13 protein-coding genes are annotated in these 14,673 nt (G+C 73.7%); 9 read left to right on the top strand and 4 right to left on the bottom strand.

The features are described from left to right. Window positions 1–2,764: 2,764 nt before the first annotated feature. The 4 genes from F1641_RS19545 to F1641_RS19530 form a co-directional block, all read right to left on the bottom strand. Window positions 2,765–2,944 carry a hypothetical protein gene (locus F1641_RS19545; protein ID WP_194908342.1) on the bottom strand — a complete coding sequence of 60 codons (180 nt, stop codon included), beginning with the start codon at window positions 2,942–2,944 and terminating at the stop codon, window positions 2,765–2,767. Between the two features lie 244 nt (window positions 2,945–3,188). Further along, entirely contained in the window at window positions 3,189–4,592 is a 1,404-nt protein-coding gene (locus F1641_RS19540) for a hypothetical protein (protein WP_206691563.1), read from the bottom strand. Window positions 4,593–4,649: 57 nt separating this feature from the next. Beyond that, window positions 4,650–5,732, bottom strand: coding sequence for a M23 family metallopeptidase (locus F1641_RS19535; RefSeq protein ID WP_194908340.1), 1,083 nt, complete (start codon window positions 5,730–5,732; stop codon window positions 4,650–4,652). A 17-nt stretch (window positions 5,733–5,749) separates the two neighbouring features. After that, entirely contained in the window at window positions 5,750–6,265 is a 516-nt protein-coding gene (locus F1641_RS19530; protein ID WP_194908338.1) for a hypothetical protein, read from the bottom strand. Between the two features lie 235 nt (window positions 6,266–6,500). On the opposite strand from F1641_RS19530, the gene F1641_RS19525 reads away from it, so the two are divergent. The 9 genes from F1641_RS19525 to F1641_RS19485 all read left to right on the top strand — a co-directional run bounded on the left by F1641_RS19525 (window position 6,501) and on the right by F1641_RS19485 (window position 14,651). Continuing rightward, complete coding sequence (locus F1641_RS19525) at window positions 6,501–6,983, top strand: helix-turn-helix domain-containing protein (RefSeq protein WP_194908336.1); 483 nt, start codon at window positions 6,501–6,503, stop codon at window positions 6,981–6,983. 94 nt (window positions 6,984–7,077) lie between these two features. After that, window positions 7,078–7,671: a hypothetical protein gene (locus F1641_RS19520; RefSeq protein ID WP_194908334.1), complete on the top strand. Its 594-nt coding sequence runs from the start codon at window positions 7,078–7,080 to the stop codon at window positions 7,669–7,671. 20 nt (window positions 7,672–7,691) lie between these two features. Continuing rightward, window positions 7,692–8,912 carry an MAB_1171c family putative transporter gene (locus F1641_RS19515; RefSeq protein ID WP_194908332.1) on the top strand — a complete coding sequence of 407 codons (1,221 nt, stop codon included), beginning with the start codon at window positions 7,692–7,694 and terminating at the stop codon, window positions 8,910–8,912. After that, window positions 8,909–9,832: an oxygenase MpaB family protein gene (locus F1641_RS19510; protein WP_194908330.1), complete on the top strand. Its 924-nt coding sequence runs from the start codon at window positions 8,909–8,911 to the stop codon at window positions 9,830–9,832. The genes F1641_RS19515 and F1641_RS19510 overlap by 4 nt, the downstream gene beginning before the upstream one ends. Before the next feature lie 455 nt (window positions 9,833–10,287). Then, on the top strand, window positions 10,288–10,689 hold the full coding sequence (locus F1641_RS23610) for a DUF6668 family protein (protein ID WP_375541518.1): 402 nt from the start codon (window positions 10,288–10,290) through the stop codon (window positions 10,687–10,689). A 40-nt stretch (window positions 10,690–10,729) separates the two neighbouring features. Then, window positions 10,730–11,014 carry a hypothetical protein gene (locus tag F1641_RS23605; protein ID WP_194908326.1) on the top strand — a complete coding sequence of 95 codons (285 nt, stop codon included), beginning with the start codon at window positions 10,730–10,732 and terminating at the stop codon, window positions 11,012–11,014. 25 nt (window positions 11,015–11,039) lie between these two features. Next, on the top strand, window positions 11,040–11,786 hold the full coding sequence (locus F1641_RS19495; RefSeq protein ID WP_194908324.1) for a hypothetical protein: 747 nt from the start codon (window positions 11,040–11,042) through the stop codon (window positions 11,784–11,786). Continuing rightward, the gene (locus F1641_RS19490) at window positions 11,783–13,108 is read left to right on the top strand and encodes a hypothetical protein (RefSeq protein ID WP_206691562.1); all 1,326 of its coding nucleotides are present in this window, start codon (window positions 11,783–11,785) and stop codon (window positions 13,106–13,108) included. The genes F1641_RS19495 and F1641_RS19490 overlap by 4 nt, the downstream gene beginning before the upstream one ends. Then, a complete protein-coding gene (locus F1641_RS19485; RefSeq protein WP_194908322.1) occupies window positions 13,095–14,651 on the top strand; it encodes an SCO6880 family protein in 1,557 nt (518 codons plus the stop codon). The genes F1641_RS19490 and F1641_RS19485 overlap by 14 nt, the downstream gene beginning before the upstream one ends. The last annotated feature ends 22 nt before the right edge of the window (window positions 14,652–14,673 follow it).

The following is a 14,673-nucleotide window of genomic DNA, read 5'->3' as shown; positions in this document are numbered from 1 at the left end:
GTCGGAGTGTCGCAGTCGCCTGTTGCAGTCGGAGTGTCGCAGTCGGCCTGTTGCAGTCGGAGTGTCGCAGTCGGCCTGTTGCAGTCGGAGTGTCGCAGTCGGCCTGTTGCAGTCGGAGTGTCGCAGTCGGCCTGTTGCAGTCGGGCCTGTCGCAGTCGGCCTGTTGCAGTCGGCCTGTCGCAGTCGGCCTGTCGCAGTCGGCCTGTCGCAGTCGGCCTGTCGCAGTCGGCCTGTCGCAGTCGGCCTGTCGCAGTCGGCCTGTCGCAGTCGGCCTGTCGCAGTCGGCCTGTCGCAGTCGGCCCTGTCGCAGTCGGCCTGTCACAGACGGCCTGTCACAGACGGAGTGTCGCAGTCGGCCTGTCACAGACGGAGTGTCGCAGTCGGCCTGTCACAGACGGAAGACCGCTTAGACGGTCCTCACGCCGCTACCAACTGGATACGCGCTGTGGGGAAGTCAGCTCGCCCCGTAGAGCGACGCGGGTGACGACGGTGGTGGTGCTCACCCGGCTGCGGTCGCACGCCCCAGAGAGGCTCTTGTTCGGCTCCTGGCCGGGCTCGTTGAACAGAGCGACTGGCTCGCATCCACTCGACCTCAGCGCACCACCACGCCCAAAGCTCCCTCTCAAGAGCGATTCGCGCTTTCCGCATCGTCAATCGACCGTACGTGCCGTCGGCAGCGGCCTCGCGGTCGAGGACTGCTACTCGACGCCGGCCAGCCAGACCCACCCGGTCGTGACGGCGAACACCGTCACGACCACGCGATCCGGCAACCCCAGACGTCAACCCCAAGATTCCCAGCCGAGCAGCGACTTGCGGCTCAAGGTCTCCGAAGAGTTGGTCGACGTAGGCCGGGGCTCCTGACGGATCAGACGCCTCGGCTTCAAGCCGTGCGACCACGTTGCCGGCAGCCAGACCGAGGGAGCGCGGGGTGAAGGCGTCGTGGACACCTGCACGAAGCCGCCCCGCGAGCAGGTGCAGGGTTCCAGCGCGCTCGGTGGGTCCGGAGGGTCGGAGCAAAGACTCCCCGGGGGCGCGGGACCGCTTGTGACCAGGCTTGTCCAGCACGCTGTGGATAACGGTAGCGGGCTGCTCGGTCGATCCTCCGAAGTGCGGGCTGACCAGCGTCCAGACGGCTCCACGCACGCCTGCGGCGGCTGCGGCCCGGGAGATCCAGGCCTGATCGGCTAGGCGCAGCAAGCTGGTGCGGGCTGTCTCGCGCCCGATACCGACAAGCAGTCCGAGGCGACGGATGTCGGCTTCGACGTCGCTGGTGACCCCTTGGAGGGCCAACACGCACAGTCCGTCGAGCACGCGACGGTCTGCGGGGCCGGTGCCCTTGGACCAGCGTCCCGGGAGGGCATCGGCGCGGGCCTGGATGCTGAGGACGAGGTCGGTGATGGCGCCGGCTCGTTGGGGGAAGTCGTCGACCTCTGTGGCGGTTGTTGCCCGGGGGTTGGCCGCGACCCACCGCACCGCGCGTCCCCACTGCCGCGCCAGGACCGCACGCGGGCTGTCCTGGCCGGTTCGAGGACGAGGGACGCGCTCGCTTCGGGTGTCGGAAGGGCGGCGGGTGCGGGCGTGCTCGAGCCCCGGGGTGCGCGGTTCGCTCAGCAGGGCGAGCAGCTGAGACAGATGCCAGTGGAGCTGGCGGCACCGATGAGGACCTGCCAAAGCGCTTGGGAGGCGTCCACGGCCTGATCTGTTGATGAGGCTATTGCGTCGCGATGGGCACGGCCGGTGCCGTCATCGCGTGGGGAGGGCACCTGATGCCTGTGCTCCTGATCCGTCGCCGCTGCGACGTCGTGGGGTGACGTCGGCTGGGCAAGCCCATATCGCAAGACTTGGTCGCTGGCGTGGGGGAGGGGCCGCGGGGGGCCGGGCAGATAGGGGTGCCCGGTGGCGTCCAGCGCGACGCGGCGGGGTGCACCCGCAACCTTCTCCCGCCCGTCGGCTGCTCCTGCTGCAGGGCGCTCACGCATGGCCTCAGACACACGAGCACCGCTACGCCGGCCGTCGGCGGGCAACATGCCCTGCAACCGGGCGGTGGTCGCCAAGACCAACCTCTGCAGTTCAGCCGCGCTCGTGCTCGGCTGCTGCAGCACCGACAGGTCACCGCTCAGGACGCGGGAGGTCCCTCCGTGACGGTGCGGGGCTCCGGGGGGTCGCACGCACCCGGTGGCGGGGTTCGCCAGCGGGGAGAGGTCCAAAGTCGGCGCGAGCTGCCGCAACACGCGCGCCAGGCGCATGACGAGGAGGGGGGAGACGCTTTCGCTCAGGCCAACCCACACGTGTCGCCCGCCCGCGGGTCCTGAAGCGCACACCAGGTGCGCGATCCCCGCCGAGGAGAGGACCTCTGCCAGGCGGTGGGCATCGGCCGCGGCCGCGGCCGCGTCGGGCTTGGCGTCCAGGTCGAAGGCGAGCAGCCGGAATCCATCGCGGTCGGCGAGTGGCAGCGCCCACGGTGAGGTGGGGGGGCTGGGATTCGCCGTCGCGTAGATGAGCGGGTAGAGGTTTTCCGCTCGACCGGTGGCATCGATGGGGGCCGCGCGCACCGAGGTGCGGACGGCGATCTGCTGGGTGTACTGCCAGGCGCACGACAGGCAGTCGCTGATATGAGCGATGTCTGGCGTGAGCGGGCAGGGGGAAGGTACGCTCAAGGAGCCTCTCTAGGAGGAGAAGCGGTTTGACCGGCTGGTAACCGGTTTGTGACTCAGACGAGGGCCCCCGTTGGCGCGGGGGCCTTCGTCGTTTCTAGGGCCTTGCCCTAGGCAGATCTACGCGTGGCTGCCTCCAGCTCGAGCGGGGTGGTCTGCTGCGTCGGCCCGGCGGGCATCGGCGCCATCTCGCCGAGACCCACCTCGCGGGCAATAAGGGCTGACATGTAGTCGCTGATAGAGATGCCGAGGGCTTCGGCCTTGTCGCGGAAGGCGTCGCCGACAGGCATGGGTGGCCGTGCGAGTAGCTGGTCGCGCTCCCCGCGACTCGGACGCCCGCCGCGACCTCGCTTCACCGCCATGTGTTCACCCAACCATGAACCTGATACCGAAACCACCCGTTCGGCGCAGGAATCTGCATCACGGCGGCCCGGCCGACCGTTCACGGCGTGTCTTGCGGCATGTCGCGACGGAGTCCAGCCTTCGAAGCCCCGGCCCTTCCATTGGCTGCGATCGGAGGCTCGTCTGCTGGCTTCACAACCCTTGTGCCACCTCAACTGCTGCTCGAAGCCACGCCTCGCGGGTGGCGGGGGACAGGCGCGCTAGGTCGATCGGCCCCCCCGCGACCAGGGCCGGGTCGTGCGGGACGGAGACCACCGAGCGGGTCAGGCGGGCGAAGTGGCCCCGCAGGCGCTGCTCGAGGTCGACGTCGCTGGCGCGTGAGGGCGCGGTCAGCACGGTGACGGCCTGGCGCACCAGCTGCTCGTGGCCGGTCTCCGCGAGCGCGTCGGCCAGCCAGGCGGCGGTCTTGGAGGTGTCCTCGCGGACGGTGGAGACGATGACGAGCTGGTCGGCGGCTGCGAGCGCTGCCTGCCAGTTCGAGGCACGGATGTTGTTGCCGGTGTCGATGACGGTGACCCGGTAGAAGGCCGTCAGCTGCGCGTGCAGCTGGGCGAAGGCGGCGGCGTCGATGGCGGCGGCTGAGGCGGCGTCCTCGTCGGAGGCGAGCACGTCGAAGTGGCCCCAGGGCTGGGTGCGCACGAACGGGTCGATGTCGCCGACGCGGGCCTGGCCGCGAGCGGCGATGCCGGGCAGGGCGTGCAGGAGGTCCACGACGGTGCGCTGGTGGCTCGCCTGCTGGGCGCGCCAGCCCATGGTGCCGCGGGTCTCGTTGTTGTCCCAGGCGAGGGTGGAGCCGCCGCGGTGCAGCCCGAAGGTGGCCGCGAGCATGAGGGCGGCGGTGGTCTTGTGGGCCCCGCCCTTGGGGTTGACGACCACGACGGTGCGGGCGTCGTTGAAGGTGCGCTGGACGGCGGCGACGGCGGCGCGGTGGGCCTGCTCGCGGGGGCCGGGTCCTGGGGTCACCAGGCCGCCGCTGAGGGCGGCGAGGTGGTGTCGCCAGCCCCATGTGGCCGGCGCTGGGGGCGCGGGCGGCTGCTGGGCGATGAGGTCGGTCAGGCGCGGGGGAGCGGTGACGCTCGACGGTTCCTGCAGACCGGCGACCGGGGAGGCAGTGAGCTTCATAGATGCCGGGGGGCGTAGCGGAGCGCAGGGAGGTTCGGCTGCGGCAGTAGCCGCGGGAGTTGGCTCCGGGGCCACCGGCTGCGGGCGGGTAGCGGTGGGGGAGGGGTTCTTCTCGGCCGGCTGGACGACGCCGTCGGGGTGGACGATGACCTGCCAGGCGCCGTCGGGCTCCTCGGTGTCCACCCGCACTGGGCGGCCCAGGGGAGCGGCGACGAGCACCCGCACCAGGGCGACGGCCTTGCTGCGGGCGGCCGCGATGTCCTCGGCCTCCAGGCGGTGCTCGTCGGCGTCGACCTGGACCACGCCGCGGCCCTGCTCGCTCAGGCGCGCCAGGACGCGCGGCCAGCCGGGCACGGCGCTGGGGTCGACGTGGGCCCGCGGGGCGGCCGCGGGGGAGTCGGTGGTGGTGGTCATGGGTCCGTCCTCCTGCTCGTTGCTCGGGTGGGTCGGGTCGCTGGGTGGGGGGCCGGGTCAGCCGAGGACGGCGCCCTGGCTGGCCATGAAGGGGGCGGGGTCGACGAGCTGGCCGTCGCGCATCACCTCGAAGTGCAGGTGGCACCCGGTCGAGAGCCCGTCGCTGCCGACGTCGGCGATGACCTGCCCGGGGGAGACGCTGTCCCCGACCCGGACGTGCAAGCCGTCGGCGTACATGTGGCCGTACCGGGTGAGCACCCCGCCGCCGTGGTCGAGCACGACGAGGTGGCCGTAGCCGCTGGCGGTGCCGGCGGTGATGACGCGGCCGGCGGCGGCCGCGTAGATGGGGGAGCCGCAGGGAGCGCCGATGTCGTCGCCCTTGTGGGCGCGGACGACGCCGGTGACCGGGTGGCGCCGGGTGCCGAACGGGCTCGTCAAGCGGACCGACGGCGGGCTTGACCCACGAGCCGGCGGGCGCCTGCAGGTCCGCGGCACCGGCCGGGGGCGGCTGGCAGGCGAGCGCGGGACGGCGGCAGCGGCGGGTGCTCCGGGAACAGGGGCCGGGGCGGCGGGGTCGAGGGTGACCGTGGCGCCCGCGAGCGCGGCGACGACCTGCTGGGCCGGGCCCCAGTACTGGCGGTAGTGGTAGGGGTCGGCGTTGCGCTGGGTGCGGTTGGCGGCGATGGTCGGCTCGAGCTGGGCCCAACCGGGCACCTTGACCAAGGCGCGGAAGAAGTTGGTGGCGCTGGTGGTGGGGTCCATGCGGTCGGCGTAGGAGCCCCAGGCGCCGTTGGCGCGCTGCTGGAACAGGCCGCGGGAGTCCGGACCGGCCGCGTCGCCGCGGTTGATGACGCGCAGGGAGGACTCCCCCATGGCGACCATGACGCCGAGGGTCTGGGCGTGGCTGTCCAGCCCGAGGGCGCGGGCGGCGTTCATCACCGCCGCGGCGTTGGCGAGCTGCTCCCCGCGGTAGCCGGCGACCGCGGTGGTGGGCAGCCCGGCGACCTGCACCGCGGCGGCAGGGGTGTCGGTCGTGCCGACACCCTGCGGGCCGCAGGTGGGTGGGGGAGAGGGCTGGATGAGCAGGTAGGTGCCCAGGCAGCCGCCGGTCAGCAGCACGGGGGCGACGAGAGCGGCCACGGCGATCCAAGTCCGCTTCACGACCGGGCAGCGCTGGAGGCGCTGGGCGGCGGGGTGAGGCTCTCCACGAGCCAGGGCTGGTCGCCGCCCTGGCGGGAGAGCAGCACCGTGTAGGCGCCGTGGTCGGTGGGGACGACGGCGGCGGCCAGGTAGGCGCTGGCGTCCTGCTCGACCAGGGAAGGCCCGGTGACGCGGCGGGCGGGGACGTTGGCGGGGTCGACGCCGACGTAGTCGCGGGCGGCGGTGGTCGACAGCAGCGGCTGCAGCTGGGCCCACCACACCTGGGCGTCGTCGGGGTGGGAGACGAACAGGGCCATCGCGGTGGTGGCGGCCTGGGCGGCGGCGTCGGCGCTGGGCTGGTCCCACGTGGCGGCGGTGCCCGGCTCGGCGAAGGCGCCCTCGGCCTCCAGCGGCGCGGCGCTGGGGGTGGCTGGCTCGCTGGGCGGCGCGGCGGCCGTGCAGGCGCTCAGCGCGAGCGCTGTCGCGGTGGCCGCGAGCAGGGGGCTGAGACGACGCAACAAACGTAACTGCATCTCCGCACACCCCCGTAAACGTTGCTATAGCAATGGGTGGCGTCATGGAACCACATCTGGCGGGGCACGTCAGCCCGGTCACCCTGGGTGATCACTTCTCCGTCAGGGGCAAACCGGCAACGGCAGACGCGCGGGGTCCTTGCTCACCCTCGTGACAGAGCGCGACCCGTCGCTAGAGTTGCGAGGCGACAGGGGGTCCCGGTACCGGTCCCGAGGGTGAGGGCGAGGAGCAGGCGTGAGCGAGGCGGAGCCGCCCCAGCGCCCCACCCTGGCGGAAAAGATCAACTATCTGTTCGCCACGGTCCATCCCGCCGGGCGCGGGGAGTTCTCCAACGCCGAGGTCGAGCGCGCGGTCGCGGCCGACGGCGGCACGGGTCTGTCGGCGGCCTACCTGTCTCAGCTGCGCCACGGCGTCAAGGCCAACCCCTCGATGCGGATGCTGGAGGCGCTGGCGCGCTTCTTCCGGGTCTCCCCGGCGTACTTCTTCGACGACGAGCTCAGCCAGAAGATCGTGGCCGAGCTGGACGTGCTGGCCGAGATCCGCGACAGCGACGTTCGCTCGGTCGCCCTGCGCGCTTCTGGGCTGAGCGAGACCAGCCTGGACTCCATCCGCGCGATGCTCGACCACGCCCGCCGCCTGGAGCGCCTGCCCGCCCACCAGCGCAAGCAGGCCGCCCAGAAGTCGATGCAGCAGCCCCCCTCGCCTCCCCCCGCCTGACTTCCTCGCGGCCCCCTCGTGGGGCGTCCCCCACCTCGCAGACACCAGACCCCTCGTGCGCGACTCGTAGGGTGGTGTCGTTGCTGGAGTACTGGTGGGGGGCCAAGTGGGGGTACTGGTAACGGCGCGTGAACACCGCGCCCACCGTCGTCACTGCCGGCAACTGCTGCAGCAGGTTCCCCTGCCGGAGCAGTTCTGCCTGGAGGACTTCTGCGAGCAGGTCTCAGAGCATCGCAAGCGCCCGCTCTACCTGCTGCCTGCTCCGCCGGAGATGCTCGAGGAGGACGAGGCTTGCGGGGGCTGGCTGGCCACCTCGACCGAGGACATCGTCTTCGTCAGGCTCAACGCCAGCCCCTTGCACCGCGAGCACATCGTGCTGCACGAGCTGGGTCACATGCTGTGCGACCACGAGCCCAACCAGACCCCTCGTGCGCGACTGCTGGAGCACTACTTCCCCAACGCTGGCTCACAGGTGGTCGCGTTCATGCTGACGCGCACCATGTTCGACACCCCACGGGAGGTCGAGGCCGAGATCTACGCCTCGATGGTCGGGGCGCGCATCCGCGAGCGCAGCGACACGGTGCCGACCTTCCAGGCCTTCCTGCCCAGCGGCCCCACCCAGCCCCCCTCCCCGGCGCTGCAGGCCCTGTCGCAGATGTTCGGGCTGCCCCAGCCAGGTACCTCGTGATAGCACCGCAGCCCTGGACCGTGGCCTGGGTCGACCCGATCCACTCCGTGCCCGCGCTGCTGCTGCTCGCGGTGCTGGCCTACCGCCTGCCGGCGCTGAGCGAGGGAGGAGCTGCGCGCAGCCTGTGGCTGGCGCTGCTGGCCCTGGCCGGGGGCGCGGTCTTCAACATCACGCCCATCGCCTCGGTGGTGCTGGCGACGATGGGCCCCAGCGGGCAGGCCGTCCTGGTGGCCAGCTGCTCGGTACTGGCGTCCGCCTTCGTCCTGCGCCTGCTGGCCCAGACCACCGGCACTCGCAACGGGCGCACCGTCACGTGGCTGACCGCCGTGGTGCTGCTGGCGATGTCGGTGCCGCTGATGGTCACCACCCCGGCCAGCCCCCGGCTGTCCCTGACCCAGCAGCCCCTGGAGCCCACCGCGGCCGGGGCGGCGTGGCTGGTGCACTCCGTGGCCGTACTCAGCCTGCTGGGCTGGGCCCTGCTGGCCGGCGCGCTGCTGTGCCGGCGCTACAGCCGCCAGGCAGCACCGGGCCCTCTGCGGACCCGGCTGTACCTGATCGGGCTGGGCTGCCTGACCGGATGCGGGTTCCTGGTCGCCCGGGTGGCCGTGCTGGTCATCGGGCTGGTCGACCCGGCCGGCCAGTGGGCGGCGGTCGGCCTGACCGTGCGCAACGTCTTCCTCGCCGGCGCCCTTCTGCTGATCGCCACCGGCGCCGGCTGGCCACAGCTGGTGGGCGCCCTGAGTGCGGCCAGCACCGAGGTCGCCTCAGCCCGCTCGCTGCTGCGCCTGCGCCGGCTGTGGCGCCTGATGGTGGGCGTCGCCCCCGGCATCGCCCTGACCCCCTCTCCCGTGATCCGGCTGCTGAGCGGGCCCCTGAGCCTGCGCGAGCGGCTCTACCGGCGCGTGATGGAGATCCGCGACGGGCTCATGGCGCTGTCGCCCTACGCCGACGTCGACCTGCGCGAGGACGTCACCGCGAGCGCGGTGGCCCTGGGCAGCCCCGCGGCCACCGCCGAGGTGGTGGCCGAGGCGGTCTGGATCACCGCGGCGCTGCGCGCCAAGGACGCCGGCCTCGACCCTTCAAACGACGTCGAGGTCATCAGCACCGCCCACCGCGGGGGAGCGGACCTGGGCGCTGAGGTGGCGTGGCTGGTGCAGGTCGCCCGGGCCCACGCGCGCTGGCCGCTGACCAGGCGCATGGTGGCCGAGCACCTGGACGACCCCGTGGAGCGAGCAGCATGAACAGCCCGAGCGCCCTGGCGCGACTGCGTGACATCACGCACTCCCACCCCCGCCGCTATGCCCTGCGCGACCGTCTGAGCAGCCTTAATGCGGTCAGGGACCACGAGGAGATCTACCGCGCGCAGGCGACGATCGACCTGGCGTGGGAGACCCGCTTCGGGCTGAACCTTGCGCTGTACCGCACCTTCGCCGTCCCCCGCATCGCCGAGCTGCTGGCCGCGACCGGGGAGATGACGACCAACCCCCACAAGCGCGCCTTCGACACCGGGCTGTGGATGTACGAGCTCATCGAGCACGGCATGGACCATGAGCGCGGCCGGGAGGTGGTGCGCGGGCTGAACCGGATGCACCGCCGCTTCACGATCGCCGACGAGGACTACCGCTACGTGCTGGCGACCTTCGTGGTGGTGCCGACCCGCTTCATCGACGACGTCGGCTGGCGCACGAGCACGCTGGTGGAGCGGGAGGCGGTGGCGGCCTTCTACGCGCGGCTGGGGCAGCTGATGGCCATCCCCAAGGTGCCCGTCGGCTACCAGGGCTTCGCGGACCTCTTCGACGCCTACGAGGCCGAGCACATCGCGTACAGCGAGGCCGGTGCGGCGCAGATGCGCGCGACCTCCACCGTCATCGCCCAAGCGCTGCCGGACCGGCTGCGCTGGCTGGCTGAGCCGGCGACCTCGGCGCTGCTCGAGCCGCGCCTGGCCGCTGCGCTGGGACTGCGCCCCCCGCCGCCGGGGCTGCGGCCGCTGCTGCGCCTGGCGCTGCGTGCTCGCGCGGTCCGCGAGCGCCGTCGGGCCCCGGCCGAGGTGGGGTGGTTCGAGCCGGGCCGCCGCGGCCGGGAGGTCTACCCCCACGGCTACGAGATCGCCGACCTCGGGCCGAACTGGCTGCGCCAGGAGCCCGACGCCTCCTCGCGCTGAGGCTGCCGCGCAGCGACGTCGTCGACCTTGCCCGTGACGGCGGTGAGGTGCGGTCCCCGCTGGCTGTGGGCCGCTGACCTGCTCTGCTAGTACCTGCCCCGTTGCTGTCGTACTGTTGCGCCCGCCGCCGTAACTATCGCAACGATTGGGGGGGACCGTGGCGCACGCAACGAGCAGCAGCCAGGCGGCCAACCCCTGGCTGAGTGCCTCCGCGCAGCCCCTGGCCGACGACCTCGACGTGCCCGCCCACCGCAGCGCAGCAGGGCTCGACGACGCCGGCCAGGCAGGGGGCGACAGGGACGAGGTCGTCGAGCAGGTGGCGCTGACCGGGCCGCTCGCGCCCCAGCCCCGCCTCGTCGCCACCCCGCAGCCGCAGGCGCTGCCGCGCCGGGTGATGACCCGCCCCGGCCACCTGGTGGTGGGTCAGCGCCCACGGCGGCGCGGGGGAGACCACCCTGGCGGCCGCGACGCCCGGCACCTCGGCCAGCGAGCACGCCTGGCCCCAGCCCTGCCCCGACATCGGCGGCGCCCACCCCGTCGTCCTGGTCGCCCGCACCCACGCCGCAGGGCTCCTGGCCGCACAGCGCGCCCTGACCGAGTGGGCCGCCGGCTCAGCCGGTGCGGTGCAGCTGCTGGGGCTGGTGCTGCTGGCCGACGCCCCCGGCCGCCTACCCGCCTCGCTGCGCGACCTGAGCCGCCACGTGGCCGGGGGAGCCCCCCGCACCTGGTCCTTGCCCTGGGTGGAGGCCTGGCGCCTGGGCGCCACCGACCCGCAGTTGCGCGCCAGCCCCGCGGTGCCCACCCCTGCAGCGCTGCGCCGCCTGCAGGCCCAGCTCACCCGCCTCCTCGGCTCCTGAGCCGCTCCCCTCACCACCCACGCCCGGCCCGGAGGTTCTCGTGTCCGCTGTCCTCGTCTCCACCGTCCTCGCCGCTGGCGGCGGCGTCCCCGACCCCGGCGCAGGCGTCGCCCCGCCCGGGTCGGAGGGCCTGCTCACGATCCTGCAGTGGGCCGCCTGGATCGGCTTCGGCGTCGCAGTCCTCGGCGTGGTCCTCGCCGGCATCGCCATGGCCATCTCCCACCGCCGCGGCGAAGGCGGAGAGCACATGTCCCGCCTGGGCTGGGTCTTCGCCGGCTGCATCGTCATCGGCTCGGCCGCGGGCCTGGTCGGCGCGCTCGTCTGAGCCGCGAGCACCCCGGGCCACGACGATGAGCACGACCACCCCTGCCTCCCCAGACGACCAGGAGCGCACGGGGCGGCCCTGGACCCAGCCGCGCTTCCTGCTCGCCGCCGCCGCGCTGGCACTGCTGGCGGTCGCCGCCCTCGTCCTGGCCGTTCTGCCCCCACGCACCCAGGACGCCGAGCCCGCACCGACACCCCCCGCCCCGACGCCGTCGTCCACCGCAGCCGCACAGGACGCCAGCGCGTGCGGCCTGCCCGAGGGCGACCGGTCCGTTCCTGTAGTCCCGCCCGCGCAGACCTCCTGGGACCTGGTGGGCACCATGGCCGCCCCCACCGCCCCGACCACCCTGGGCCCGGGCACCATCACCGACGGGCTGCGCAGCTGCTACGCCCGCTCCCCGCTGGGCGCCCTGTACGCCGCCACCGGCTTCCTGGCCGCCACCACCGACCCCGCGCTGCGCCAGCCCGCCGTCGCGGCCCTGACCCTGGTCAGCCCTGGGCGCGACCGCGCCCTGGACCTGCTCCAGCGCGCCGACCCCGGCTCCGGTGGCAGCGGGGTCCAGGTCGCCGGCTTCTCCTTCCTCAACTACGACGCCACCTCCGCCGTCATCGACGTCGCGCTGCGCGCCGACGGCGCCGCGGTGCACCTCCCGGTCTCGGTGCGCTGGGACGGCGGGGACTGGAAGGTCGTCCTGCCCGACACCGGCCAGCTCTACGAGGCGATCCAGCCGCTGCCGAACCTGACCGGGTACGCCCTCTGGAGCGGCGCGTGAGCACCGCCGGTGCCGGCACGGGCGCTGCACCCGGCACCGGGACCGGGGCCGCCATCGACCTCAACTGCGCGCTGTACGACCTGGTCTGCCAGGCCAAGGAGGGCGCAGGCAACGCCGTCGCCGACGGCGCCACCGGCGCCCTGCAGATCATGGCCAGCTCGGTCAACGAGGCCGTCGGCGCCGCACTGGCCTCCCTGGGCACCGCCTGGGTCCAGATCGCCACCCCCAACCTCACCGGCGCCGGGGCCGGCGCCGAGACGGTGACCTTCCTGCGGGACTCGGTCGGCTACTACGTGGCGGGCCTGGCGGTGCTGGCCGTCATCGTCGGCGGCATCCGCCTGGCGTGGGAGCAGCGCGGCGCGCCCCTGCTCGAGCTCGTCAAGGCGATGGGCACCCTGGTGCTGGTCAGCGGCGCCAGCGTCACCGGCATCGGGCTGGCCGTCGTGGCCGCCGACGGCTTCTCCACCTGGATCATCGAGCGCTCGGTCAGCGGTACCGACTTCGCCACCAACCTCTCTCGGCTCGTGGCCCAGAACCCCCAGGGCAACGCCATCCTGGTCATCGTCCTGGGCATCGCGGCCCTGTTCGCGACCTTCGCCCAGATCATGCTGGTCGTCGCCCGCGCCGGGATGCTGGTCATCCTCACCGGCCTGCTGCCCCTGACCGCGGCCTTCACCACCACCGAGACCGGCCGCACCTGGTTCCGCCGCGCGCTGGGCTGGACCCTCGCCTTCGTCCTGTACAAGCCCGCCGCCGCGATCGTCTACGCCACCGCCTTCCGCCTGGTCGGCGGTGACGCCTTCGGCGAGGACGGCCTGGTCTCCACCCTGGTCGGCCTGGTGCTGATGGTCCTGGCGCTGTTCGCGCTGCCCGCCCTGCTGCGCTTCGTCACCCCTCTGGTCTCGGCCACCGCCGGCGGTGGCGGGGGAGGGGCCCTGGGCGCGGCAGCGCTGGCCTCCCTGCCCACCGGGGCGATGGCCCTGGCCGGGCGCCGCGGCCCCTCGGGCTCCTCTACGGCGGGAACCACCGCAGGCGCCGGCCCGGCCAGCGGCGGCCCCGCGGGCTCGACCGGCGTCGCTGGACCCAGCGGCGGCGCGGGCCCAGCAGGTGGTGCCGGGTCGGCCGGTGCTGCCGGCACCGCGGGCAGCACCGGTGCCGGCGGCGCGAGCGCCGGTGGATCCGCTGGCGGTGGCGCTGCCGCCGGTGGGGTCGCAGGGGCAGCCGTCGGCGCCGGGGTCGCCGTCATCCAAGCCGGGGTCGGGGCCGTGAAGAGCACCGCCGAGAACGCCAGCAACCAGGAGGGCCCCCGTGGCAGTCGTTGATGACCTCGAGGCCGGCGCGCGCAGCACCCCGGCCACCCGCCCTGAGCGGACCTACGGCAACTTCCGCGCCCCGCGCAGCGCCGGGATCCTCGGGCTGGGCACCGTGGGGACCGCCGTCCTGCTCGCCGGCATGGTCGCGGTGATCGTGACGACGATGTTCGTGGGCATCCTGCCCGCCGCGGTGCTGGCCATGGTCGTGGCGGCCTTCCTGGGGACACTGCTGGTGCGCGACCGCCACGGCCGCTCCGGGCTGGCGCGCGTCGTCGCCCGAGCAGGCTGGGCCGCCACCCGCTTGCAGCGCGCCCACCTGTACCGCTCCGGGCCGCTGTCCCACCTGCCCTGGGGCACCCACCAGCTGCCCGGACTGCTGGCCGCCTCCCGCCTGAGCGAGCACACCGACTCTTACGGCCGGCGCTTCGCGCTGCTGGCGGTGCCCTCCACCGGCGACTACACCGTGGTACTGGCCGCCGAGCCCGACGGCGCCAGCCTGGTCGACTCCGAGCAAATCGACTCCTGGGTGGCGCACTGGGGCGCCTGGCTGGCGGCCCTGGGCAATGAGCCCGGTCTGCACGGGGCGACCGTCACCGTCGAGGCCGCCCCCGACACCGGCATCCGCCTGCGCCGCGAGGTCGAGACCAACCTCGACCCCGACGCCCCCGAGCTGGCCCGGGCGATGCTCACCGAGGTCATGGCCACCTACCCCGCCGGGTCGGCCAGCGTGCGGGCCTGGGTGACCCTGACCTTCTCCGCCGCCACCCGCCCCGGGGGCCCGCGGCGCAGCGCCGAGCAGGTCGGCCGCGACCTGGCCGCACGCCTACCGGGGCTGAGCGCGGGGCTGCACGCCACCGGCGCCGGGGCAGCGCGCCCGGTCAGCGCCGCCGAGCTGTGCGAGGTGATGCGCACCGCCTACGACCCCCACGCCGCCCGGCTCATCGAGCAGGCCCGCTCCGCCGGGGTGGAGACCGACCTGCGTTGGTCTGACGTCGGGCCCGTCGCCGCCCAGGCCGGCTACGACCGCTACCGCCACGACGGGGCGCTGTCCACGACGTGGTCGATGACCTCTCCCCCGCGCGGGGAGGTCTTCGCCACCGTGCTGGCCCAGCTGCTGGCCCCTCACCACGACGTCGACCGCAAGCGCGTGACGCTGCTGTACCGGCCGCTGGACGCAGCCAAGGCGGCCCGCGTCGTGGAGGCCGACAAGCGCGCCGCCGACTTCCGCCTGACCTCCGCCGCGCGGCCCTCGGCGCGGGCCCAGTCCGACCAGCGCGCCGCCGAGCAGGCCGCCCGCGAGGAGGCCCGCGGCGCCGGGCTGGTCAACTTCGCGCTGCTGGTGACCGCCACCGTCCTGGACACCGACGCCAGCCCCGCCTCCGAGCGGCTGCCACAGGCCCGCGCCGCGGTGGAGACCCTCGCGGCCACCGCCCGCGTGGCCCTGCGCCCGGTCTACGGCAACCAGGACACCGCCTTCGCCGCCGCCCTGCCCGCGGGCCTGGTGCTGCCACGCCACCTGCGGGTCCCCACCGAGATCCGGGAGTTCCTGTGAAGCTGCGTCGCCGCACCCCCTC

Source organism: Quadrisphaera sp. INWT6 (assembly GCF_015390235.1).
Taxonomy (GTDB): Bacteria; Actinomycetota; Actinomycetes; order Actinomycetales; family Quadrisphaeraceae; genus Quadrisphaera.
This window is presented reverse-complemented; position numbering and strand designations above follow the sequence as displayed.